The organism is Tannerella serpentiformis (assembly GCF_003033925.1).
Classification (GTDB): Bacteria; Bacteroidota; Bacteroidia; order Bacteroidales; family Tannerellaceae; genus Tannerella; species Tannerella serpentiformis.
On record NZ_CP028365.1, the window covers coordinates 1,339,654 to 1,364,115 of the forward strand.

The following is a 24,462-nucleotide window of genomic DNA, read 5'->3' on the forward strand; positions in this document are numbered from 1 at the left end:
ATCATCATCCATCCAAACTAAAAATTGAAACAATTCGCTCACACGCCCTCCCGTCACCATATGGATTTATAGCCCGACTCATTCTCCTATAATATTCCTTATCTTCCAATAAGGAAGAGACTTCCGAGATAATTTTATCACAATCTGTGCCAACCAACTTCACCGTCCCCGCATCTAATGCCTCTGGGCGTTCCGTTGTATCACGCATAACAAGGACGGGGTTACCCAAGCTCGGAGCTTCTTCCTGAATACCACCACTATCAGTTAAGACGAGACTGCTTTTTTTCATCAAGTACACAAATGGGAGATAGTCCAATGGTTCGATAAAAAACAGATTTTCTCGAGATGTCTCATTAAAAACCTTTTCGATGGGTTTTCGCACATTTGGATTCAGATGCATCGGATAGACAAAATCCACATCAGGATATGTCGTACTCAACATCTCTATTGCATGACAAATCTGGAGAAACCCCTTACCAAAATTTTCACGCCGGTGTCCAGTAATCAGAACAAGATGTCGAAATCTATTTTCATTCGATACTCTATCCACGTCATAGCCAGCTCTATTCAACGCTTTTCTGAGTGATAATTGCAAGGCTTCATTATGTTTTATCCTACCAAGAACAGCATAGAGCGCATCAATTACCGTGTTGCCCGTCACCCAAATACGATTGCTGTGTACGCCCTCTTGCAATAAATTATCTCGCCCTAAAGAGGTTGGCGAAAAGTGGTATGTAGCAATACGCCCGGTTATCTGACGATTCATCTCTTCTGGCCATGGACTATATATATTATTCGTACGTAAACCAGCTTCGACATGTCCGACCCACATCTGTTGATAGAATGCAGCTAAAGCAACAGCCATTGACGTAGTCGTATCACCGTGCACCATCACTATATCCGGTTTAGCCTGAGAAAAAACATCTCGCATTCCCAATAAGATTCGCGATGTAATGTCGTATAAATCCTGGCCTGACTTCATGATGTTAGATCATAATCCGGTATAATATCAAAGATATTCAACACTTGATCGAGCATTTCTCTATGTCGCCCTGTCACGCAAACAGTCGTCCTGAACTTATCCGGATATTTCTGGAACTCCTTAACTAAAGGAGCCATCTTGATTGCCTCTGGCCGTGTCCCAAAAACCAACATAATGTTCTTCCGCATTATTCTTATCCCTTTCTACCCTGAAATACAGATTTTATCCGGTATTGGATCTTATGCCATAGCATCGCATAACGGAAATAACCAATAAACGCTTTTCTCGCATTCTTATCTTCTTCAAGTAGAAGACGTTCAAGCACGATCGGGCGATCAGATAGTTTCACATCAAGCGCATTGTCCCCACTGTAGTTAGTGCCGCTCCCATCACTCCCATTATGAAAAATAAGGGACCGCCCTGGATAGAGTGTTAATTTATCTTTTAATAATGCGGAGGCATACCATCGTACAGCCCATGAGCTAACGGATCCATCCGCCTGTTTTTCTAGCATCTTCATAAAAGGGTAACTACCTGAAAAGTCAAATGTCCATTCCAGTTTATGAGCTCTTATTTGATCCAACAATTCAGCACCATTGGGAGTAAATAGATCCCAGCCTCTTTTCCATGTCCCCCAGCCCAAGCAATCAGTACCACGAATAAAAAACGACTCCGGTAACTTCCTTTTTATCGGGAATATATACCCATGCACACTAATAACCTCATTGGCATCTTCATACATCGAGAGCGCCTCATTCATGTATTTTAAAAAAAAAGGAGATGTCAACAAATCATCTTCCAAGACAATAATTTGACCGTACTCATTCACAACTTGAGTTACTCCATCAATGATGTTTGCCGCCAGCCCCATATTTTCTGCACGCTCGATTAAATTAATCGAACGAAAACCAGTAATTCCTCTTAAGTAGGCTCTTGTTTGGCGTACCCCATCTTCGGCTGCATCGTTTTTCGGAGCATCCGAGAAAATAATCAAATCGCTTTCCGAAGCATATTCGTTTTTCAACAATGCATCGATTGTTTGGCGAGTATGCACCGGACGATTATATGTGAAGAGTACTATAGGTGCTAACCGCATCATAAAGGACAAATAAATCGATTAAAGTCGCCCGTGGATAAGCGATTTATCGAGGATCCCTTTTACGTCAAATAAGACAGTAAGTTGGTTGCGAACAAAGCTGAAGTCGATCGAACGAAATTCGTCGTGAGCAACCGTCAAAATGATACCGTCATATTGTTTGGGATCAGGCTGCTGAGCGAGTAAATCGATGGCATATTCTGCTTTTACTTCATCACGCAATGCATGAGGATCATACACATCCACATGAATGCCGAAATCCTTCAACTCATCGATCACATCAACCACTTTCGTATTCCGTGTGTCCGGACAATTCTCCTTAAATGTAAATCCAAGTACCAATACACGACTCCCGACTATCCGAATGCCGTGACGAATCATCAATTTAACCGTCTTTGAAGCCACAAAACGCCCCATCCCATCGTTGACAGAGCGGCCGGAAAGGATAACCTGAGGATTATAGCCTAAACACTGCGACTTATGCATCAAATAATAAGGGTCAACGCCGATGCAATGTCCGCCGACCAAGCCGGGAGTGAACTTCAGGAAGTTCCATTTTGTGGCAGCTGCTTCAAGCACCTCCTGCGTATCTATTCCCATACGATCAAAAATTAGCGACAATTCATTGACAAATGAGATATTTACATCACGTTGTGCATTTTCGATCGCCTTGCACGCTTCGGCAACCTTAATCGACGACGCACGAAACGTTCCTACAGGGACAATTGATCGATAAAGCATTTCCACTTTCTCGGCGACCTCCTCAGTCGAACCAGAAACAACCTTCTGGATCGTTTCTAATGTATTTTTTCGGTCGCCGGGATTGATTCGTTCAGGAGAATAACCACAGAAGAAATCAACATTATACTTTAACCCTGAGGATTTTTCCAAGACAGGCACACAGTCCTCCTCCGTACATCCGGGGTAAACCGTCGATTCGTAAATAACAATATCCCCAGACTTTAACGCCCGACCTACCGTAGCCGACGCAGCCAATAGCGGAGCTAAATCAGGGGTCTTAAATTTCGTGATCGGCGTTGGGACAGTCACAATAAATACCGTACAATCACTTAACTGCTCATTGTCGTCAGTCAGTGTCAAGCCTTTTTCTTCTGTACTGGATAGGGCACCCTGCAGCCTGTCACGATCCATTTCTTGGGTGTGATCAAGCCCTTTCTGCAATTCACCGATCCGTTTACGATTAATGTCAAAGCCGACAGTCGGATAATGCTCAGCAAACGCTACCGACAACGGTAATCCCACATATCCCAATCCTATAATTGCTATTTTCATCTTATTCCTCTTCCGATAAAAAAGCCACTACTCCGTAGGCAACGTAATATCATCGCCTTCGTCATCTTTCTCCTTTTTCTTATCCTTCTCTTTGTCTTTTTCCTTACCCTTTTTCTTCTTGGTGCCATCACCGTCTCCCTCTTTCTTCTTTTTCTCATCGAGGGTGTGACGCATTGCGACGACAGTGTTCTGCTCATCGACAGCCTGTGCAACGGCCGTGGAAAAGTCAGCATATTTTGCCGCATCGACATCCTTCATCACATCAAGATAGCGAATAAGTTTAGTGTTAATCGTTGTCAACAATGCGAGTTTAAGCACACTGGCACTCTGCAAAGTCTTGTCTTTGGCTAACGCCTCCAAATAGGCTACCTGCTTGGTAGTAAACGCTGTCTGCGCCGCGCGTACAGCGGCAATTGCCTCACTCACACCTGGAAGTGCTGTAATATGCACTTGCAATGCCGTTGCGCTCAAATCAGCAAGCAGCGATTCGATCAAAGACGATTCACTCTCATAATTCTCTCGAGTAATAGAGAGCGTATAATTATCAAACACTTTTTTCAGAGGCGGCGTATGTTGACGTGCATCGTCTGTCGGCATATTCGCATATCCATTAAGCACATGTCCCAGCGCACTGATCGCTCGGTCTCGAACAGCATCGAGATCCTCTAACTCACTCAGAATTTTAAGCCGTTTAATTGCCTCCGTAATCTGTTCTGATTGGCTTTTCAACGTCGCCATCGTAGCCGCAAGATATGGTTCCGTCTTCAGCGCCGTTCGGGCTTCATACATTGCAACAATCTGATCAGAAACGGCGTCCACCTCAGTGGTTCGACTTGCCGTGTGTAAATACTTCATTTTTCTTATTCCTCCCATCAAAACATGCTATTTGTCAATTCGTTATGGAAACGTTTGTTGCTCCTTTTCTGTAGAAAGAATCGTTACAGTAACGACACCTGCAATTTTTCTGCGGGACGGTCCGTTACGGTAACGATTACAGCTAAATCTATGAATGAGATTCCATTATAATAACAACACAAACAGTATCACTGCGAGATGAGTTGTTGCGATAAAGATATTCCTCTCATCAGACGTATTGTTATACTGTCATTCTCTTCTACCAACGAATAATCACGTATTACGCCCTGAGTGCGTATAAGTTGCCACACCACATAGAATATGTCTGCTGAATAAAAATACTTTTCTTTTTCAACATTCTCAATATAATCTATACCAAGACGTAGCCGACATATCCGAATCAATAGATTGACGTATCGCACCAAACTAAATGAAAGGACTCCCATTGTCCTCTTCCTTAGAACAATCTGAAGACATTCATTCCCATTTAATGCATTCAGTTTCTTTACAATACGATCGATCTCTTGAGCCTTTTGATAAGAACGACCATAAGAAGAATATATCAATGTTTCAGCAACCTCAGCAGTAAAGATTGGTCGATCTTCCGGCCGAATATATTTCCCCCATCCATTTTCGTTGCGAATCGGGCGATCGCGATTCAAGGAAAAATAGATATTGATCGTATCCCACCATTTTTCAGGGAAAAAGCCGCGTTTCCGATCGGAAACGAACGGATGCCATTGATGAAAAATAGGGTATCTGTATTTATCTAATTGTATAGGTATGGCACCAATCAATCGCATTCGACGATCGACGTCTCGATCTTCTACCCCCCAAAAGCAATAATACTCATCAAAGCCATTGATTGATTCCAAATCTGAACGATGGACTAAATAAATTGCTCCGATTGGTTCGTCCCCAGAATCTTTGAATTTCGATAATGGAAAAGAGTACAGTCGATCCCAAGCCGAAAAGGATCTCCCTAAATAGAACATACTCCCAAAAACGATTCGTTTGGGAGCCGCTTTTTCCATCAATCCGGAAATAGCATCTGGGGAATAAATCAAGTCAATATCTCCGATAAGTATATAATTAGATGACGACAAACGGATTCCAAAATTTAACGCATGCGATTTATTCCATGGATATCCGTCTGTAGCAAGACGATAATAATTAACAAAACAATACGACTCAAGTATAGGTCTTAATTGCTCTGTATAGGATATATCACTTCCATAGTCAACAAAAAAGACATCAAAATCTTCAAAGGATTGGTGAGAAAGCGAATCTAAACATCGCTTTACTCGCCCAATATTACGATTTCGATAGCTAATAATGATTGTCAATTGCTTCATTGTCGTTCAAATAGAACCCGTTTTAATCGACACCAAAGTGGGCGCTTCGGTGGTCGATTAGCTGGTATATCAACGGGCTCTTTTTTAGAGAAATCAATTTGCGATTGATTTAGTAAGTGCTTTATCCATGGAAAGAACTGATATTTATTCAAGATCAATTCGCGAGCTTCTTTTATATAATCTAAATGAGCTTCGTAATAATCTGTCGCCATTGCTTCTTTTATTTGCTGCAACGAATACTCCGGCCTGTTCGGATCAATCAATAACATTGATTCTTCTGGAAAATAGCGAGTAATATTCTTGGCTCCGTAGTAGATAGGCAGTGTCCATGATAGAAAACAGTCGGTAATTTTTTCCGTCCAATAATCATCACAAGAATAATTTTCAATAGCAATGCTGTATTTATAAGGAAATATCCCATCAAATTTATCATCGATTGGACAGAAACCGTGCCCCCACAGATCAAATGGAAATTTCTGCTGTTGTAGAAAATCCTTGAATGCCATTCTTAACCGATGACCTTCTTTCTGCTTAGCATTACTCGTCACCCATGATACAGCCTTCTTTTTCGCCTCCAACGCATCTTTTAGAGAAAGTTTTACAAGCTCGTCATACGTCTTCTTTATGTGCCACGATAACGCTGTTTGTGTATTGACAATATTCGATACTTCTGCTGGATCCCAAAAACCAAAGTACTTATCAAAGTAAGGTGCTATCTTTAAATAATATCGGTAAAGGTCGATCGGCGATTCTTGCAGAAAAAGCCACCGTGCGCCTATAGGACAGATAGTATTTATTCTGACGGGGGAAGCGTTTAATACTACTAAGAGATCACAGGTCTTAACCTCTTCTTCCGTAAAACAGATTCCCTCCCAAACACCTTTATTTCGTGGTGTTTGCTGGAAAATATCAGGCCATTGCCAGTCTTTCACAATACGAACCAACATCCGATATGCACTTTATTTCCTAATATATTTTCGATACAATGCCGCCTTCTTTGCCCTTGTACAAATTTTAAAATTGAGATATTGCACATATTTAGCCAAAGTCCAGCTATACTTTCCTTTGATATAAAGATCATCTGATCCTAAAGTGTATCGGGCATATCCGAAAGAGGATAAATAGTTCCTCAATTCACCTGCTGTATCATTATTCTCAATTGAAAAGGTACCTATTCTAATTTTGTTAAAATCAATACTTTTCACGATATTGACTTCTGCCCCCTCAGTATCTATACTACAATAATCGATTTCATAAAGTCCCTGCGTTTCTAAGAGGCGATTGATATTGTGTCCGGGAATCATAATATCCTGATAGCCTAGCCCATCAGCAATTATAGACACTTCAGCATTGATCCGGTCAATATGCCTCTGATCGAAAAACTCGAGAATGCCACTCAACATTTCCAATGGAGGGAAAACACTTCGGAATGTCACTTCTTTTTCTTCATCCAAGATGCAACAATTCCTAACAGAGCAATGACGATTAGACCGTAACCGTGCGAACACCTCAGGTATCGGTTCGATACATAGCCCTGTCTAATTTCTGCTACGCTCAAAAAAGAATGTATTGGACAACGAAACACCATCATGAGCTCCAATATCAAGAAATATCCCATCCCGCTTTCTATTCAGCGCAAAGTCGATTGCTTTGTCTTGATAATACTGTGAAAAAGATTTCATAATGTATTCCCTCCTATCTATTGCCGGACAAACAGTGCATTACCCTGTTCTTTCCACCTGAATTCACTTTTCACCAATTTAAAACCAAGAGAATATAGCCACTCTTTGTATTCATCATAAAGAATGCATCCTTCATATGTCTCTTCAAAATTGACTTCTGTATATAGAACCTGAACCGTCTTCATTATGACTGGCGAGGCTTGTAATGTAGCACACTCCGAACCTTGCATATCCAACCACATAGCATCAATTCGAGTGACTTTATTTTCTGCGGCCCAACTATCAATAGTTCTCACATCAACCTCTTCTGATTTTTCAAAAACGATATGAGGATGTGCGACGAAGTTAAAGTCTTAGGTTTCAACAACGAACTAGAAGATGCGATATTATCGTCCGCTTCAATATTTCGACTAACATTCATCTTCATTTTCCATCATGGTCACCTAACGCCATTCTGAAAGTATGGACATTATGCTGCTCCTTCACAAGATCTTTCAATCGTTCAAAATTTTGCAGAACCGGCTCAAATGCATAGATAACTCCCTGAGAAGAGAGCAACTTTGCGAATCGCAACGTATCCACCCCGTCAGCAGCTCCCGCTTCCAATATAATAGGACTATCTATTTTAGATAGAAATCTCAGTACATCGTTGACAAATATCTGTCTTGCTTGAAGAAAGCGATAAATCGCATTAAGTATTTTCATATGACTGCTAATTTAGTACAATTCTTTTGAGGGTATTGGGATCACTCGTCCATCCATATTGCTGACCAAATAATCCTCCGGAAGGATTACCATTTTATCCGGATGTTGCGACAACCACGCCCCCCACCAACTAAAAGAGCTATTGGCTATAATGAAATGGTGGCAAAAACTCATCAGTTGCAGTTCGTAGAGTTCATCGTCGAAATTATCGATATAGACACATGAGTATGATATGGACAACCGTTCGCGACACCAAGCCAAATCGTCTGAAAAGATGAAAAAGCAAGGCGCTGTACAGCTTTTCTCTAAGATCGAAACCGCAGCTCGGTAATAATCGAGTGTAAGTAATCGACTGTATTGCATGCGACGCACATGCAAGCAGACAGCCTCCGACGCCTGAATCGTTGCTTTAATTTCCTCAAATACAGAATTCGGGGGAAGATTAAATCGCAATTCAGAAAGTAACACTTCACGAATGGATAAAAAATTGATGTGCTGCCAATAGCCTTGATAAAACAAAGTTCTTTCTTTCAGATAGGGAGGAGGAATAAATTCACTCACATTGGAATTTAGTTGATCCTCATTCTCTATAATCAATCGAGACGAAGGGAAGAATAGGCGTTTTAAGAGTGGATATTTTCGGTTGAAAGAAAAGAATAACGAGGAAAGAAAATTCGACTTTGGCAGTGTTATGCTAAAACGATCCAGTTTATAAGTACGATGGTAGCCATCACCACGGAAACCACTGTGTGTTTCCAGCCCAACCTTACCATCCCAATTGAGTGATATACATCGGGCAAAAGCATAAATAAATAGCTGATTTCCGATTCCACCCCAAACCCTTATGTAGATATTTTCTACCATTCAAAGAATTTGAAAGAGGCTCTTCTTTTACCGCTTAACGGAAGCAAATAGTTTATGACGTGTGTGTACAACCGTATAAGCAGGATTAGCTTCTTTAATAATACCCTCAAGCACTTGAGGATCATCTTTCAAGTGATATGTGCAAATGGCCAATTTCGGAGCGAATCGGCGAAGCGTATCGGTCGCACCAGTTAGCATATATCGTTCAGCACCTTCAATATCTGCCTTGATAAAATCAACTTTGCGGATTTGGTTTTCAGAAACAAACTGATCTATCGTGCTCACTTTAACTAATGGCAAAGCATGACTTTCTATAGCCCTTCTTTCGTTTGTTGATTTGTGTGTAGAATGGAGTCTATTCGACCCACCTCCACTATTATCGAGAAACAGTTCGATCTCTTCACACTTATCTCCTAAAGCCTTTTGTACCGGTATAATTTCCCCTTTACTCAGAGAAGCCGTGCTACATAGCCACTCATAAGTATTAGGCGTAGGTTCAAAAGCATAAACGATAGCTCCCTGTGCCGCAGCCAATGCACTAAAGTCGCCTATCCATGCGCCAACATCGAACACAACATCCCCTTGTTCGATTTTTACATCAACCTGCTCGCTAACCAATCCGTAAGGACCTTCAGCCGTAAACTGATCAACTAATGTAACATTCGCTTGCGAGTAATCATTGTGAAAAGAGATTGGAACCACATACACATCATCAAAGACGTATTTCAGACCAGACAATAAATCGAAGTCCCCTGAAACATTCGGAAGCAAAACTCCGTTGAAATCAAATACAAAATCATCTCCATGACGACGAAGCCATTTTCGTGCGAAATCGTTGTTAGATCGCCATCTGTATTTCCTATAAAAAAACGATGCTGCTACATTCAGTCGAGAAGAAGCCCGCATCAATATATACCAACAAGTTTCAGGGATACTCCAACCTTTATAACGATGCGAATAGATCGCCTGAGTAATCATTTTCATATTCGTCTGTTCTTTATAAAGCTCAAACTCTCTTTTAGCATAGTTGAATCCAAGAATTTAGCAATAAGCAAATAGCTTCCGACATACAAGAAGGACTTAACAAAGAAGGAAATATATCTGTCAGTTGTAAAGAGAGTTACAAACCATGCAATTAATACTGACGTTCCGGTAATAGCCAAATAGGGCGCAATGTCTTTTAGGACATGCCAAATTGATAACGAGATCAATTGACCAGCAACTTTGTGCCAATAAAGCAAGCTTAAACACGAAACAGTCACAAAACCAATAACCATACAGTAGGTGCCCAATGGGTAAACGCTCCAGATGAAAAGGAGTTGTACGACACCGGTTAATACGGTCCCCCATAAATACGCAGCAGATTTTCCATGAGCCATCAATAAACTCGTGTATAGTATCCACAAATAAGAACCTCCTCCCCATATACAGAGTAACTGTAAATACGGAATGCTGGGCATCCATTTTTCACCAAGAAAAATCCAAATAAATTCTTTCGCGACTAATGCTAGTCCGACCATAGCAGGCAAGGAAACAAAGGCCCCAAACCTCACCATCTTACGGAAAATATACCGTTGCCTTTCTTTGTTATCACTAGCTTCAACAAATACCGGCTGTGCAATATAGCTTATCATGCCATTTACGACTTGATTGGCCATTCCCGTCCATTTCTGCCCTTGTGTATAGAATCCCAATTGATTAGCATTGTAGAATCGCCCCATTATCACAGAAAGTATGTTGCTGTTCAACTGAAAAATAAAGTTCGTTAGGATCAGTTTTGAACTGAATCCGAACATTTCACGTAAGGGAGAAAAATTGAAATGAAATGCCGGTCGCCACGATGAATAATAGAAACGAAAAAAGACACTGACTCCAACATAAGTCACCGTCTGTATAGCAAGCCCGATAGCTGCATACCCGTTTAGAGCAAGAATTACGCCGAGCGTTCCTGACACACTAATTGCAATCATATCGCCGACCCCTCGTTCTTTCGCCTTCAGCTTTTTATACAGATAAGCGTTCAATGAAACTCCCATTCCTCCAAAAACAAACCCAAGAAAAAGGATCCGGGATAGAGGAATCAAATCGGGTTTTCTGTAAAAAGAAGCGATCAACGGCGCACAAAAAAATAAGATTACATAGGCTACGACACTGGTTAAAGTGCTAAACCAAAATACCGCATTGTAATCCTCATGCTTTATTTCTTGCCTATTAGCCAATGCAGAAGTAAAACCACTTTCTTGGAGAATAGTTACAATGCCATTGAAAATGGCTAACATGCCGATCAATCCATAATCTTCAGCGTTGAGAATTCGTGCAGTAATTAACCCAAATACGGCCCCGAGCAATTGCTGTACGCTATTACTTAACCCTCCCCAAAAAAGGCCTTTAGCTGCTTTCTCTTTTAGCGAAGCTGTAGATGACATTTTTTAGAAAGAATAAATCCTAGAATAGCGCTATCACTTTTTTATCAATTCAAATATACCACATCCGTATCGACAATGACAGTTGTTGTTAATTAGCTCATTAGTTAATTGTACGTCTGGATAAAAATTGTTTTGGTCATCCACGTAAGAGAACATATCTATCGTATAAAACGGACTTATCATCTCCATAAGGAATGAAAGAGAAAACACCCGGTGTGCATGAAACTCTATCCTTTGTGGCCCTATTGGTACTGAAAAATAGAACTTTCCACTTGATTCCAATAGAGCTGTAATGTTTTTGAACCCAATATTAAATCCATCAAAATTGATCGGATCGCCATATCTACCCAAACCAAAATGTTCCAACGCATGTAAACATGAAACAGAAGGAATGCTGTTTTCCTTGATACATGTACGATCCATAATGTCCAACTGTTTAAAAGTCACATTAGGTATGTTCACCTCCAACGGACGTATATCAAAAACCTCAACAGACCTAAAAGATGCCAAATGAGCCACAAATCCGTCTATACGACTCCCTATATCTACATGATGCAATGGTGCATTCTTGAATACTCGTTGGGCTACAAATAAGTCCTGAAAGAAGTAATGCAAGGGAAGAGAACCTGCATCATCAGTTCTATCAGAATAGCACGGACGTAGACTCGTGATTGGGAAGCGATATTGTGACTGTTTTGCCTGGCGCAACAATGCATTCTTGTCTTTTCGAAGGCGCCAATAATTCATCAATGAAAAATGGCCCCAAAAAGGTATAACACCTGTATACAGATACGTATATCGTTCAATCGTCCAACGAATCTTTTTTTTGAGTAATGAGAAATTCACTTGTGCGGGTTGTTTTGTTTTAGAAGATATTCTATTTCCGAGTTTTCACTTCATAAAAACATGGAGCCTTGAAGCCCCTACTTGTGATAAAGAAGAATGCATACGAATTGATATATAGTAATCTCCAATATCTTACGCATACATCCGCCCAATAATGTCCACGACTTTCATACCTTCAAGGACGTTCGTTGTGATTGTGTCCGAACTATTTTCAGAGAGGACATTGACAACGTTGCGGATTACGTAGTGATGATTCTGTGCAGAACCCTTGTATGCCCCATAATCATTGCCGGGATTAGTAGGAGGAAGATCTGGCATCGTGTAGTCTTTAATGTGACAATATTCAACCTTATCCATGTACTGTCCGCCGATCTTGACGCTGCCGTTTTCAGCAATGATAGTCAGGCTGCTTTCTTGGTTCTTATCCCATACCGACGTCGAATAGTTGAGCGAACCGAGACCTCCATTTGTAAACCGAAAACTGACGACTCCAGAATCCTCAAAGTCCGTAAGGTGCTCGTGATTGAAGTCAGCAAAACGCGCTTGTATATCGGTGATGTCGCCAAAAAGCCAATAAAGGATGTCGATGAAGTGGGAGAACTGGGTGAAGAGCGTTCCACCGTCTAAATCAGCTGTGCCATGCCAACCACCGGGACGGTAATAGCGCGCGTCACGATTCCAATAGCAATTGAGCTGCACCATATACACACGCCCCAGCCGACCTGACTCAATCAAATCCTTGATCCACACAGACGGTGGCGAGTAGCGATTTTGCATCACGCAGAAGATCTGCTTCCGATACTTCAGACCAGCATAGACCACCTTTTCTGCGTCAGCTGTTGTGAGCGCCATCGGCTTCTCTATTACGACGTGATGGCCGGTCTCGATTGCCTGAATCGCCATGCGGGCATGCAGCCCATTCGGCGTACAAATGTTTACCACATCGAAGGAGAGATCACTGCCAAGCAGATCGTCCAGATTGCTGAAGAAGGGCACATTGGCATAGGCCTCAATGGCTAATTCCGACTTCGGACGAGTGTCGCATAAAGCCACCAATTCTGCACCGTCTTCACGGCAGATCATCTCTGCGTGACGCTTTCCGATGTGGCCGCAACCGACGACGGCAAAACGAATTGGCTTCATTGTTTTTGCTTGCTCCATGATACGCCAAAGGCTCGTCACTCCCAAGCGGAGCAACCTCAAAAGCGCGGCAAATATACGAAAGTTCCGTACCGGCGTTTTTTGCATGAAAAGCTATTCGCACCGCGTCAAAAGCCACCTTTTAACGAGGTCGCACCTCTCGAGGCTTTACGTAGTTTTGCCCGCCGATCTGGGATCGGAACTTCCTCGGCATCTAACGCCTGAATATCTACTTTATTACCCTATGATACGATACGCATTCCTACTGATTATGGCCGTGAACTGCCTCACCGGGTACGGCCAAACGATTGACGCCGTGCACGACGCTGGCGTCTCACGCGAACTAGCCCAACTGCGCAAGCAGAAGGTCAAAGACTTACGTTACGACCTACACTTCTCGATTCCTCGAGACAAACACACACCCGTCACGGGTGAGGGGCGGATCCGCTTCCGACTCGATGCACCCACCGAGATCGTCATCGACTTCCGCGAAGCGGCGGACAAGATCGCCGAGGTGAGAGTGAACGGAAAGACGGCCGCATACACCTTCCGCAACGAGCACATCTTCCTGCCTGCCAAGCTGACTCAGGCGGGCGAAAACGCGATCAGCGTACGATTCACCGCGGGCGACCAGTCGCTCAACCGCAGCGACGACTACCTCTACTCCCTCTCCGTGCCCGACCGTGCGCGGACGATCTTCCCGTGCTTCGACCAACCTAACCTGAAGGCCGTCTTTGCGCTTACGCTCGAACTGCCCGCCGAATGGGTCGGTGTGTCGAACACGCGTGTCACGAAAGAGGAAAAACACGCCGACAGAAAGACGCTCCACTTCGCACCGACACGGCCCCTGAGCACGTACCTCTTCGCCTTCGCTGCAGGACGTTTCGAGCAACGAACTTACCGCAACGAGGGGCGCACACTGACGGCCTATTACCGCGAAACAGACCCGCAGAAGGTCGCCCAGCTGGACACCATCTTCCGACAGAGCGCCGCCGCACTCGACTGGCTCGAGGCCTACACCGGCATGCCCTGCCCCTTCGACAAGCAAGACTTCATCATCCTGCCCGGATTCCAATTCGGCGGCATGGAGCACGTCGGCGCTACCTTATATAATGACACGCAACTCTTCCTCGGCCCCAACCCCACGCCCGACGAGGAGCTGCGACGCATCCAACTGATCGCGCACGAGACGGCCCACGCGTGGTTCGGCAACCTCGTCACGATGGATTGGTTCGACGACGTGTGGACGAAGGAGGTCTTCGCCAACCACTTCTCTGCCTGGATCACCGAGCCACTCTTCCCCAGTGTCAACCATAAGCTGCAACGCATGCGCACCTTCTTCGCCTCCGCCCTTTCTGAGGACCGCACCCCGGGCACGAACGCCATCCACCAAGAGCTGGACAACCTCCGCAACGCCGGACTCATCTACGGGCAAATCATCTACAACAAAGCCCCCGTGGTGATGGGCAAAATCATCGAGCTCATGGGCGAAGACGCCTTCCGCGAGGGCATCCGCGAATACCTCTGCACGTATGCCTACAGCAACGCCACGTGGGACGACCTCATCCACATCCTTGACCGCCACACGCCCGAGGATCTCATCGCCTTCAACGACGCCTGGGTGAACCGTAAAGGCATGCCCATCATCCGCTTCACGCCGCGCGGAAACACGCTCGAGATCCGTCAAAAAGATCGCTACGCACCCGGCATCGTCCGCCCGCAACGCTTCGCCGTCACCCTTGCCGCCAAGGGGCAAACGGACACCACCCTCGAGGTCAACCTGCGCGACAGCCTCGTACGCCTCACCCTGCCCTTCGCCCCCGAGCGCGTCCTGCCCAACACCGACGGCCGCGCCTACGGCCTGCTCATCCCCGACACCGCCAGCCGCGACTGGCTCCTCGCCCATTGGCACGAAACGACCGACGAGACCACGCGCCTGGCCCGCCTCATGCTTCTGCACGAGAATTATCAGGCCTGCCTCATCCCCGACGCCCTTTGGCTCGACGCCCTCATGAACGGCCTCCGCGCGGAGACGAACCCCCTCCTCTTCTCCACCATCACGTCGTACATCTCCACGCCACTCCGCGCCCTCCCGAGCGCCCTCCGCGAAGGCCCTGAGGAGGGTTTGCTGCGCCTCAGCGCCAGCCATCCACAGCGATCCTCCCGGCAGCGCCTCCTCCGCATGCTGATCCACAGCGCCGCCGCGCCCGCCACCCTGGCCCACCTCTACGCCATCTGGCACGACCGCTCCGAGCCGCTCCTCAACGAGACGGATTACACCGACCTCGCCTACTCGCTCGCCGTGCGCCTGCCCGACCGCAGCGACTCGATCGTCCGCACCCAGCGCACCCGCCTGACGGACCCCGATCGCATCCGCCGCTTCGACTTCATCTCCCGCGCCATGACGCCCGACACGGCCGCCCTCGACACCCTCTTCCGCTCCCTGCTCATCCCCGAGAACCGCCGCATCGAGCCTTGGACCTCCGCGCTGTTCGGCTGGCTCAACCACCCCACCCGCGAGCGCCACGCCGTCCGTTACATCCGTCCCGCCCTCGACGCCCTTCGCGACGTCCAGCGCACCGGCGACATCTTCTTCCCCCGCGACTGGGTCGGCGCCCTCCTCCGCAACCACCGCAGCCCCGAGGCCTACCGCACCCTGCTCGACTTCATCGACGCCAATCCCGGCTATCCGCCCCTGCTCCTCAACAAAGTCTGGCAGGCCGCCTACCCCCTCTATCGAGCCAACGGGGAAGTTGAAAACGAAAATTGAAAGCCGGGTGCACGATCATTTCAATCATGTACTTGGCCGGCGTCCCTGACGGCCCCTTCCGGGGCAGGGAACTTAGCCTGGTACCCAGCCAACTTGGCTGGCGTCCCTGACGCCTTGATCTTCTTTTGCTCCTTTTCTTCCATCAAGGGAAGAAAAGGAGGTCTCAAGACAAGAAAAGAAGATCCGGAGACGCCCGAATCAATCCGCGATAGCATCAAACCCATCCCCGCGAGACCATAATCAATCAGCAATGGCCTCGCGGGGATTTTTTTCATGTCTTCGTGCACGCACATGCATATAAACAGCATCGATTTACCCTCTTCATGCATGCAGGCTAATAGCTTCCATATCTATCATAGATTTTTTCATCCATACATTTATTCGTGGATAATGAGCATATATAATTCATGTATGCACTAGAATATAGAGGGATTATTATACACAATCACCAGCACGCATATTTTCGCGAAAATCATATATTCTAATCTAAACGCAAGCAGGTATATATAAAAACGAGTATGTATATTATTCCCTCCAAGCGGATTTATATAAAACAGATTCCTCCATCTTATACCGCATACATATACACAGGAAAATAGATCAAACCAATCTTCCTGCTATCATATAAATACATAAACACATCTACACCACTCTTCGTGCACACACAAAAGCCAGAACAACACCCCCGTGAACGATTCGCAGGAAAAAGTAGCGTCTCCACAAACGAAACGGAGCCTTCGAGGGCCGCCACAAGCGTCTCCGAAAGCTCCGTCGCCCCTTTGCGACCGCGAAACAGGCCTACGCCATGCGCCGCGAAAGATTCTCTCTATGATTTTGATACCGCCGTGTGCCGGTTCAGACCTTCGCCAGCACGCCAACCATCGCCACGATGGCGGGCAAGGCCTGCGCGAAGAAGATCTTCTTCGACACCGTCAGCGCGCCGTACGTCCCGGCCACAGCCACGCAACCGAGGAAAAACAGGCGGACGTTCGCGCTCCACGTCGGGTCTCCGATGAAAAAGCTCCACGCCAGTCCCGCCGCAAGGAAGCCGTTGTACAGCCCCTGATTGGCAGCCATCGAGCGGGTGGGCGCAAACAAGTCTTCAGGCAGCGAGCGGAAGAAGCGTTTGCCGCGGGTCTCCCAAGCGAACATCTCCATGTACATCATGTAGAGGTGCTCCAGGGCGACAATGAGGGTAAGAATCGTTGCAATCATCGTGTGTGAAATGGGGATAAAAAAAGAACCGCAACCGATCTTCATCAACTGAAAGACCGATTGCGGAGTTCTTTGCTTGAGCCTCTTGTCGGATTCGAACCAACGACCCCGAGATTACAAATCACGTGCTCTGGCCAACTGAGCTAAAGAGGCAAAGTGGGAAAGCTGAACTGCATCGCACCGCTACAACCAAGTACCCTTGCTGCGGTCAGGCCCTGGGGGAATTCCGAGGGAGCTGGTCGTGCAGGACTTTCCCGCCGCAAATATACGCCAATCCCGAAATTCCCAAACTGCCGGGGTTTATTTCCATAGAGATGGTTTTTCGCGTACTTTTGCGTTATAGATAGTAAAAAACGAAGCACAGATACATGACGATCACCGACCGATTTCTCCGTTACGCCGCGTCCGACACGCAGTCGGACGAACACGCACGGTCCATGCCCTCTACCCCCGGACAGATGCGCTTCGCAGAATCCCTTAAAGAAGAGTTGAAAGCCCTCGGGCTGCACGACGTCTCGCTCGACGAGAACGGCTACGTCATGGCTACACTGCCGGCCAACACAAGCCGCACGGATGTGCCCGTCATCGGCTTTATCGCGCATATGGACACCAGTCCGGATATGTCTGGACGGGACGTGAAGCCGCGTATCGTCGCCTACGCTGGGGGCGATATTGTGCTCAATGAGTCGTTGGGCGTTGTGCTCTCGCCGGACGTGTTCCCTGAGCTGAACCATTACGTGGGGCAGGAGCTGATCGTCACCGATGGGACGACACTGCTCGGCGCCGACGATAAGGCGGGCGTGGCGGCGATTGTCTCGGCGATGGAGTATCTTCTGGCACACCCCGAGGTGGAGCATGGCACGGTGCGCATCGCCTTCACGCCGGACGAGGAGATCGGGCGTGGTGCCGACCGTTTCGATGTGGCGCGCTTCGGTTGCTTCGGAGCGTACACCGTGGACGGGGGCGAGATCGGCGAGCTGGAGTATGAGAATTTCAATGCCGCACAAGCCATCGTCACCCTGCGGGGGCGCAATATCCACCCCGGCAGTGCGAAAGGGCGCATGATCAACGCGTCGCTCGTGGCTATGCAGCTCAATGAGATGCTGCCGCCCGCTGAACGACCGGAAACGACCGAGGGGCGTGAGGGGTTCTTCCATCTGACGGAGATGACGGGATCGGTAGAAGAGGCGCAACTGACGTACATCATTCGCGACCATGACCGCGCCTTGTTTGAGAAGAAAAAAGAGACGCTGCGCGAGGCCGTGCGACGCATCAATGAGACGTATCCCGAATGCTGCACGCTGGACATGCGTGACCAATACTACAACATGCGCGAGGTCATCGACCGACGCCCCGAACTGATCCAGTGGGCAAGACAGGCAATGAAGGCGGCCGGCGTGACGCCTATCGAACGACCTATCCGCGGGGGTACGGACGGCGCCCGACTGTCGTTCATGGGGCTGCCCTGCCCGAACCTCTTCGCCGGCGGCATGAACTTCCACGGCCGCTACGAATACCTGCCCGTCCCGTCGCTCCAGAAGAGCATGGAGACGATCATCCATTTATGTCACATCATCACCAAATAATAGAACAAGAGATGAAAACAACACCGTTTACCGACGTGCACATCGCCCTGGGCGCCAAGATGCACGAGTTTGCCGGCTACAATATGCCGATCGAGTATGAAGGAATTATTGAGGAGCACCTGACCGTATGCAACGGCGTGGGTGTTTTCGACGTGTCGCACATGGGCGAGATCTGGATCAAGGGTCCGAAGGCGCTCGAACTGGTGCAGAAAATCACCTCCAACGACGCCTCCGCCATCGGCGTGGGTAAGGCCCAATACAGCTGCTTCCCGAACGAGACAGGCGGCATCGTGGACGACATCATCGTCTATCACTACGAGGACGACAAGTACCTCTTAGTGGTCAACGCCGCCAATTTGGACAAGGACTGGGCCTGGTGCCAGAAGCACAACGAGGGCATCGGCGCCGAACTGGAGAACGCATCGGACAACATGGCCCAGCTGGCTGTGCAGGGCCCGAAGGCGAAGGAGGTGCTGCAACGCCTGACGAAGGTCAACCTCGACGCCATCCCCTACTACTGCTTCGAGACGGGCGAGTTCGCAGGCTGCCCCGACGTCATCATTTCCAACACGGGCTACACCGGAGCCGGCGGCTTCGAGCTGTATTTCTACCCGCAGTATGGACTCAAGATCTGGGAGGCGCTCTTCGAGGCTGGCAAGCCCGAGGGCATCAAGCCGATCGGCCTCGGCGCACGCGACACGCTGCGTCTGGAGATGGGATTCTGCCTCTACGGCAACGACATCGACGAGACGACGTCGCCCATCGAAGCCGGCCTGGGCTGGATCACAAAGTTTGTCGACGGCAAGAACTTCATCAACCGCGCCGCCCTGGAGAAGCAGAAGAAAGAGGGTGTGGAGCGCAAACTCTGCGCCTTCGAGTTGCAGGATAAGGGAATCCCCCGCCACGGCTACGACATTGTTTGCTCGAAGGGCGAGGTGATCGGCCACGTGACCTCCGGCACCATGTCGCCCACGCGCAAGATCGGCGTCGGCTTGGGCTACATCCGCACGGATCACTCCAAGATCGGCACCGAGATCGGCATCCGCGTCCGCAACCGCGACCTGAAGGCGACGATCGTCAAGCCGCCGTTCCGCAAATGATATAGTTGCTTGATTTTGTCAGTGAATCCCCGTCGGAAGATCGTTCGCGATCTCTCTGGCGGGGATTCTTTTTGGCGGAAACGGGCCCTCAATCCCGAAAAACGCCGCGTTTCTTCTGAAGAAACAGGCCTCAACTCCGAAATCTGGGGTATCTCTTCTGAAGAAACGGCCCTAAATCCAGAATTACGGCGAATTTCTTCCGAGGAACACGCCCAAATCGAGAATTCTGCCGAGTTTCTTCCGAGCAACACGCCCAAATCGGGAATTCTGCCGAGTTTCTTCCGAGAAACACGCCTAAATCGAGAATTCCGGCCTGTTTCTTCTGAGCAACACGCCTAAATCGAGAAATCCAGCGTGTTTCTTCCAAGCAACACGCCTAAATCGAGAATTCTGCCGCGTTTCTTTTTAGCAACGGGCCTAAATCGAGAATTCCACCCAAGTTTCTTCTGAGCAACACGCTGTAATCCGAAAAAACGGGGCATTTCTTTGGGGGAAACAGACTCAAATCGGGAAAAAAAGGCCTGCCGCGTCACCGCAACAGGCCGTTTTTCGTGGAGCGAGGTCGTTAGACGAATAGAAACAGCGCCTTCCCCCACCCCGTTACGTGCATTCGCCGCTTCACCTTCACGTCTTAGCCCCTCCCGCCATCCTTTTCGCGGATCTCGACGCGGCGGATTTTGCCGCTGATGGTCTTGGGCAAGGCGTCGACGAACTCCACGATGCGGGGGTATTTGTAGGGCGCCGTGACGCGCTTGACGTGATCCTGAATCTCGTGGACGAGGTCGTCGCCGGCGCGGTCGCGATACTCGCGGGCGAGGACGATGGTGGCCTTCACCACCTGCCCGCGGATCTCGTCCGGGACGCCCGTGATGGCGCATTCCACGACCGCGGGGTGCGTCATCAGCGCGCTCTCCACCTCGAAGGGGCCGATGCGATAACCGGAGCTCTTGATCACGTCGTCGGCGCGGCCCACGTACCAGTAGTAGCCGTCCTCGTCGCGCCAAGCAATGTCGCCCGTGTAATAGACGCCGTCGTGCCACGCCTCACGCGTGCGCTCCGGGTCGCGGTAATACTCCTGAAAGAGTCCGATCGGGCGACGCTTGTCGGTACGGACGACGATCTGCCCCTGCTCACCGTCCTCGGCCGGCGTGCCGTCGGGGAGCAGCAGATCGATGTCGTACTGCGGGTTGGCCAGGCCCATCGATCCCGGCTTGGGCGTCGTCCAGGGGAAGGTGCAGATGGTGAGCGTCGTCTCCGTCTGCCCGTAGCCCTCCATGAGGCGGATGCCGGTGAGGCGGAGGAAGGTGTCGTAGACCGCCGGGTTCAGCGCCTCGCCAGCGATGGTGCAATACTGGAGCGAGGAGAGGTCGTAGCGCGTGAGGTCTTCGCGGATCAGGAATCGGAAGATGGTGGGCGGGGCGCAGAGTGAGGTGATGCGATAATCGTGGATCATGCGCAGGATGTCTGCGGGCGCGAACTTCTCGTGGTCGTAGACGAAGACGGTAGCGCCGGCGATCCACTGCCCGTAGAGCTTGCCCCAGACGGCTTTCCCCCAGCCCGTGTCGGCGATCGTGAGGTGCAGGCTGTCCGGGTGCAGGTTGTGCCAGAAGGAGGCCGTGGTGATGTGGCCGAGAGGGTAGAGGAAATCGTGGATCACCATCTTCGGTTCACCCGACGTGCCGGAGGTGAAGTACATGAGCGATGTGTCGTCGTTCGTGTTCACGCATGCGGGGCGGACAAAGGGCGCGGCGTGCTCAATGCCCTGCTGGAAGTCGTCGAACCCGGGCGCCATCTCTGGCCCTACGCTGACCAGCGTCTGGAGCGTGGGGGCGTCGGGCAGCGCATCCGTGATGTGGCGGAGGATCTCCAGCTCACCGGCGCAGACGACGGCCTTAATGTCGGCCGCATTGGCGCGATAGACGATGTCTTTCTTCGTCAGCAGGTGAGTGGCCGGGATAGCCACCGCGCCGAGCTTATGCAGCGCAATGATGGAGAACCAGAACTCGTAGCGTCGCTTGAGGATGAGCATCACTTTGTCGCCGCGACCAATGCCGAGCGATTGGAAATAGGAGGCGGTGCGATCCGTTCGCTCCTTGATTTGTGCAAAGGTGAAGTCGATGTGCTCGCCCTGATCGTTTGTCCAGCAGAGGGCGCGCCGCGTAGGCTCCTCTTCGGCCCAAGCATCGACGATGTCGTATCCGTAGTTAAAGTTCTCGGGTACGCGGATATGGAAATTGTGTTTGAAATCTTCTTGCGACGCGAACATGGTCTGCGTCAAAAAACGTTCTACCATCTCTTGTAAGTGAAAAGCTAAAGTGAAAAACCCAAATGCAGCCTTGTAGGATCTATTTCTCAGCCGGCAGGTGTAGGGGCGTATCGAATACGCCCCAGCACGTACCCGGTTGTCGAATCGTTCGCCCCTGCGGGGCGTTTGGAGGGCGTATTCGATACGCCCCTACGCCTGCCGGCAGGAGATGTGATCTTTCCTAACGAGCGATTTGGGATAAAACGCCTTGCGGCGCCCCTTTTTCGGAGAGCGCCGCAAGGTCTGTATGAGAAAATGCGATATCAATCGGGGAATGATCATGGAATGATGATGGCCAGGAAACGCACCTCTTCGCCGTCGAGTGCCTTCATACCGTGAGGCAGATCGGAGTTGAAGTAGATGCTGTCTCCCGCTTCGAGGATCAGGTCCTTGCCATTGATCTGAAGCAGCATCCGACCGCTGACCACGTAGTTGTACTCCTGCCCGGTATGCCGGTTGAGGAAGATCGGCGTACCCTCTGGCTTAGGGTGCACGGTGACCATGAACGGATCGGCCCGACGGCTGAGGAAGCCAGCCGCGAGCGACTGGTATTTGTAGGCCTTCGTACGCTCCACGGAGGCACCGCGGCCGCTACGGGTGACGAAGTAGGTGCTCATCTTCGGCTCGTCGCCAAACATGAGCGTGATCGGCTCCACGCCATACTTCCGCGCAATGGTATGGAGCATGTCGATCGAGATATCTGCCGTCCCACTCTCCAAACGCAAGTATTCCTCGGGCGTAAGACGGCAAACCTCGGCCATCTCCTCGACAGAGATCCCCAGCACGTCGCGCAGGCCGCGCAGCCGTTCGGCTATTTGTTGGATTGCTTCGCTCATCTCTCGTGGCTGGGTGATTACTTCTGGCGCATGCGTTGGGTGGACTTTCCGACGGGCGTCTTGGCTGCGGCGGACGACGTCTTAGGGGTCGTATTCTTCACTACCGGGGGCGGCGTAGCGTGGATTTCTTTCGCAGTGGCCTCGGGCGACTCAACGTCTGCCTCCTCGGCCGACTCTTGCGGATCGAAGTCTGTGATGCCGGCGCCGATCAGCAGGTTATACCAGCTCAGCAGACGCTTGATGTCGGTCGGGTAGACGCGCTCGCGATCGAAGTTGGGGAGCACCTCGGCCATGTAGGCTCGTAGCTCGTCGGGCGTAGCACGTGACGCGTCGATGGAGCTAACAGCCTTGCCTTCTTCTTTCGCCTTTACACTGTTGAGCACCTCGTAAAGGGGTACCTCGTCACCGTCGGTATAGATCGCAATGTCGCCCAGCGATATAATCTTCTCGCGAGCATAGACCGGAAGCCGCCGCCCGTCGGTCAGCGTTTCAACGATCAACATGCTTTTACCCTGAGATACCAGTTTGTATAAGCCGGGCTTACCCGACACGGACAGAATTTTTTTCAGCATAACTCTTTATCTACTTAGTGAATATGATGGGGAATAAAATTCGGGGGGCAAAAGTAACCCAACCATTGAATCTGCTTCAGGGCGGACACAACGCATGCAAGGCGGTGCGCAGGATTGACTACGAGCATACCGATAGAGAGCATGTCACGGCTGTTGGATCGCAAAAGCATGCCTCCCACTGATGTACTCGGGGCGAGATGCGTGAGGGAAAGTCCCTTCTATAACCATCGATTCAGGAAGGCCTCCACCTGTGGGATGAGCGCCGATAGACCGTCGTTAGTGATCACCGCATCACTGAGGGCTGCCTTACGCTCATCTGTCCACTGGCTTTGCATGCGCCGACGCACATCGGCTTCCGCAGCACCGTCGCGGGCCATGACACGCTGCAGACGGATGGCCTCGGGCGCATAGACCGTCAGCCGAACATTGGTTCTCCGGTCGAAACCTGATTCGAAGAGGATGGCGGACTCCATGGCGCAAAGTGGGACAGTGAGTCGTTCGCGCCAAGCATCGAAGTCGTCGCCCACGGCGGGGTGGATGATGGCATTGACGCGTGCCAAGAGGTCGGCGTCAGCGAAGATGAGCGCAGCCATACGGGCACGGTCGAGCGTGCCGTCCGGGCGATAAATGTCGGGGCCAAGGAGAGAGATCAGCCCACGACGGATGGTGGGCGAGGTGACAAGGAGGCGTTTGCTCTCGTGATCGGCGTCATAGACAGGCACGCCATAGACCCTGAGCAGGGCGGAGACCATCGACTTGCCACTACCGATGCCGCCAGTGATACCAATCGTCGTCATGTACAATCCATCTATCAATGATAACGCCCATCGTGAT

20 protein-coding genes, 1 tRNA gene and 2 pseudogenes are annotated in these 24,462 nt (G+C 49.4%); 3 read left to right on the forward strand and 20 right to left on the reverse strand.

What is annotated here, in order from left to right; all coding sequences use genetic code 11:
- Window positions 1-4 precede the first annotated feature (4 nt).
- The 14 genes and pseudogenes from wecB to C7123_RS05495 form a co-directional block, all read right to left on the reverse strand.
- A pseudogene (gene wecB, locus C7123_RS05430) lies at window positions 5-1,170 on the reverse strand (non-hydrolyzing UDP-N-acetylglucosamine 2-epimerase).
- 5 nt (window positions 1,171-1,175) lie between these two features.
- Window positions 1,176-2,081, reverse strand: coding sequence for a glycosyltransferase (locus C7123_RS05435; RefSeq protein WP_317046608.1), 906 nt, complete (start codon window positions 2,079-2,081; stop codon window positions 1,176-1,178).
- A gap of 18 nt (window positions 2,082-2,099) precedes the next feature.
- Window positions 2,100-3,371, reverse strand: coding sequence for a nucleotide sugar dehydrogenase (locus C7123_RS05440; protein ID WP_037987139.1), 1,272 nt, complete (start codon window positions 3,369-3,371; stop codon window positions 2,100-2,102).
- Window positions 3,372-3,398: 27 nt separating this feature from the next.
- A complete protein-coding gene (locus C7123_RS05445; protein WP_107490605.1) occupies window positions 3,399-4,226 on the reverse strand; it encodes a DUF6261 family protein in 828 nt (275 codons plus the stop codon).
- A gap of 188 nt (window positions 4,227-4,414) precedes the next feature.
- Entirely contained in the window at window positions 4,415-5,581 is a 1,167-nt protein-coding gene (locus tag C7123_RS05450; RefSeq protein ID WP_083206978.1) for a glycosyltransferase, read from the reverse strand.
- Window positions 5,578-6,513, reverse strand: coding sequence for a glycosyltransferase family 10 domain-containing protein (locus tag C7123_RS05455; protein WP_159049845.1), 936 nt, complete (start codon window positions 6,511-6,513; stop codon window positions 5,578-5,580). The genes C7123_RS05450 and C7123_RS05455 overlap by 4 nt, the downstream gene beginning before the upstream one ends.
- 27 nt (window positions 6,514-6,540) lie before the next feature.
- A complete protein-coding gene (locus tag C7123_RS05460; protein WP_083206979.1) occupies window positions 6,541-7,107 on the reverse strand; it encodes an FkbM family methyltransferase in 567 nt (188 codons plus the stop codon).
- 173 nt (window positions 7,108-7,280) lie between these two features.
- On the reverse strand, window positions 7,281-7,589 hold the full coding sequence (locus C7123_RS05465) for an FkbM family methyltransferase (RefSeq protein ID WP_083206980.1): 309 nt from the start codon (window positions 7,587-7,589) through the stop codon (window positions 7,281-7,283).
- Between the two features lie 97 nt (window positions 7,590-7,686).
- Window positions 7,687-7,968 carry an FkbM family methyltransferase gene (locus C7123_RS05470; protein WP_069176060.1) on the reverse strand — a complete coding sequence of 94 codons (282 nt, stop codon included), beginning with the start codon at window positions 7,966-7,968 and terminating at the stop codon, window positions 7,687-7,689.
- Between the two features lie 12 nt (window positions 7,969-7,980).
- Window positions 7,981-8,832: an alpha-1,2-fucosyltransferase gene (locus C7123_RS05475; protein WP_107490606.1), complete on the reverse strand. Its 852-nt coding sequence runs from the start codon at window positions 8,830-8,832 to the stop codon at window positions 7,981-7,983.
- A gap of 27 nt (window positions 8,833-8,859) precedes the next feature.
- Window positions 8,860-9,816, reverse strand: coding sequence for an FkbM family methyltransferase (locus C7123_RS05480; protein ID WP_083206982.1), 957 nt, complete (start codon window positions 9,814-9,816; stop codon window positions 8,860-8,862).
- On the reverse strand, window positions 9,813-11,258 hold the full coding sequence (locus tag C7123_RS05485) for a lipopolysaccharide biosynthesis protein (protein ID WP_069176062.1): 1,446 nt from the start codon (window positions 11,256-11,258) through the stop codon (window positions 9,813-9,815). The genes C7123_RS05480 and C7123_RS05485 overlap by 4 nt, the downstream gene beginning before the upstream one ends.
- A gap of 33 nt (window positions 11,259-11,291) precedes the next feature.
- Window positions 11,292-12,104, reverse strand: a complete 813-nt coding sequence (locus C7123_RS05490) for a DUF268 domain-containing protein (protein ID WP_237269286.1) — start codon at window positions 12,102-12,104, stop codon at window positions 11,292-11,294.
- Window positions 12,105-12,236: 132 nt separating this feature from the next.
- Entirely contained in the window at window positions 12,237-13,247 is a 1,011-nt protein-coding gene (locus tag C7123_RS05495; RefSeq protein ID WP_069176439.1) for a Gfo/Idh/MocA family protein, read from the reverse strand.
- Between the two features lie 241 nt (window positions 13,248-13,488).
- Here C7123_RS05495 and C7123_RS05500 point away from each other — a divergent pair, with 241 nt between their 5' ends.
- Window positions 13,489-16,014, forward strand: coding sequence for a M1 family metallopeptidase (locus C7123_RS05500; RefSeq protein ID WP_069176063.1), 2,526 nt, complete (start codon window positions 13,489-13,491; stop codon window positions 16,012-16,014).
- An 855-nt stretch (window positions 16,015-16,869) separates the two neighbouring features.
- On the opposite strand, the gene C7123_RS05510 is transcribed toward C7123_RS05500, so the two are convergent.
- Window positions 16,870-17,229, reverse strand: coding sequence for a DUF1304 domain-containing protein (locus tag C7123_RS05510; RefSeq protein WP_069176065.1), 360 nt, complete (start codon window positions 17,227-17,229; stop codon window positions 16,870-16,872).
- Between the two features lie 79 nt (window positions 17,230-17,308).
- Window positions 17,309-17,382: transfer RNA gene (locus tag C7123_RS05515), tRNA-Thr, on the reverse strand.
- A gap of 215 nt (window positions 17,383-17,597) precedes the next feature.
- On the opposite strand from C7123_RS05515, the gene pepT reads away from it, so the two are divergent.
- Window positions 17,598-18,815, forward strand: coding sequence for a peptidase T (gene pepT / locus C7123_RS05520; RefSeq protein ID WP_069176066.1), 1,218 nt, complete (start codon window positions 17,598-17,600; stop codon window positions 18,813-18,815).
- A gap of 11 nt (window positions 18,816-18,826) precedes the next feature.
- The gene (gene gcvT / locus C7123_RS05525) at window positions 18,827-19,915 is read left to right on the forward strand and encodes a glycine cleavage system aminomethyltransferase GcvT (RefSeq protein WP_069176067.1); all 1,089 of its coding nucleotides are present in this window, start codon (window positions 18,827-18,829) and stop codon (window positions 19,913-19,915) included.
- Between the two features lie 631 nt (window positions 19,916-20,546).
- Here the strand turns inward: gcvT and C7123_RS05530 are convergent.
- The 4 genes and pseudogenes from C7123_RS05530 to coaE all read right to left on the reverse strand — a co-directional run bounded on the left by C7123_RS05530 (window position 20,547) and on the right by coaE (window position 24,425).
- Window positions 20,547-22,208: an AMP-binding protein gene (locus C7123_RS05530; protein ID WP_069176068.1), complete on the reverse strand. Its 1,662-nt coding sequence runs from the start codon at window positions 22,206-22,208 to the stop codon at window positions 20,547-20,549.
- A 290-nt stretch (window positions 22,209-22,498) separates the two neighbouring features.
- Complete coding sequence (locus C7123_RS05535; RefSeq protein WP_069176069.1) at window positions 22,499-23,056, reverse strand: helix-turn-helix domain-containing protein; 558 nt, start codon at window positions 23,054-23,056, stop codon at window positions 22,499-22,501.
- A 137-nt stretch (window positions 23,057-23,193) separates the two neighbouring features.
- Window positions 23,194-23,628: pseudogene (locus C7123_RS05540) on the reverse strand (DUF5606 family protein); the annotation flags it as partial.
- Between the two features lie 218 nt (window positions 23,629-23,846).
- Window positions 23,847-24,425, reverse strand: a complete 579-nt coding sequence (gene coaE, locus C7123_RS05545; RefSeq protein WP_069176071.1) for a dephospho-CoA kinase — start codon at window positions 24,423-24,425, stop codon at window positions 23,847-23,849.
- Window positions 24,426-24,462 lie beyond the last annotated feature (37 nt).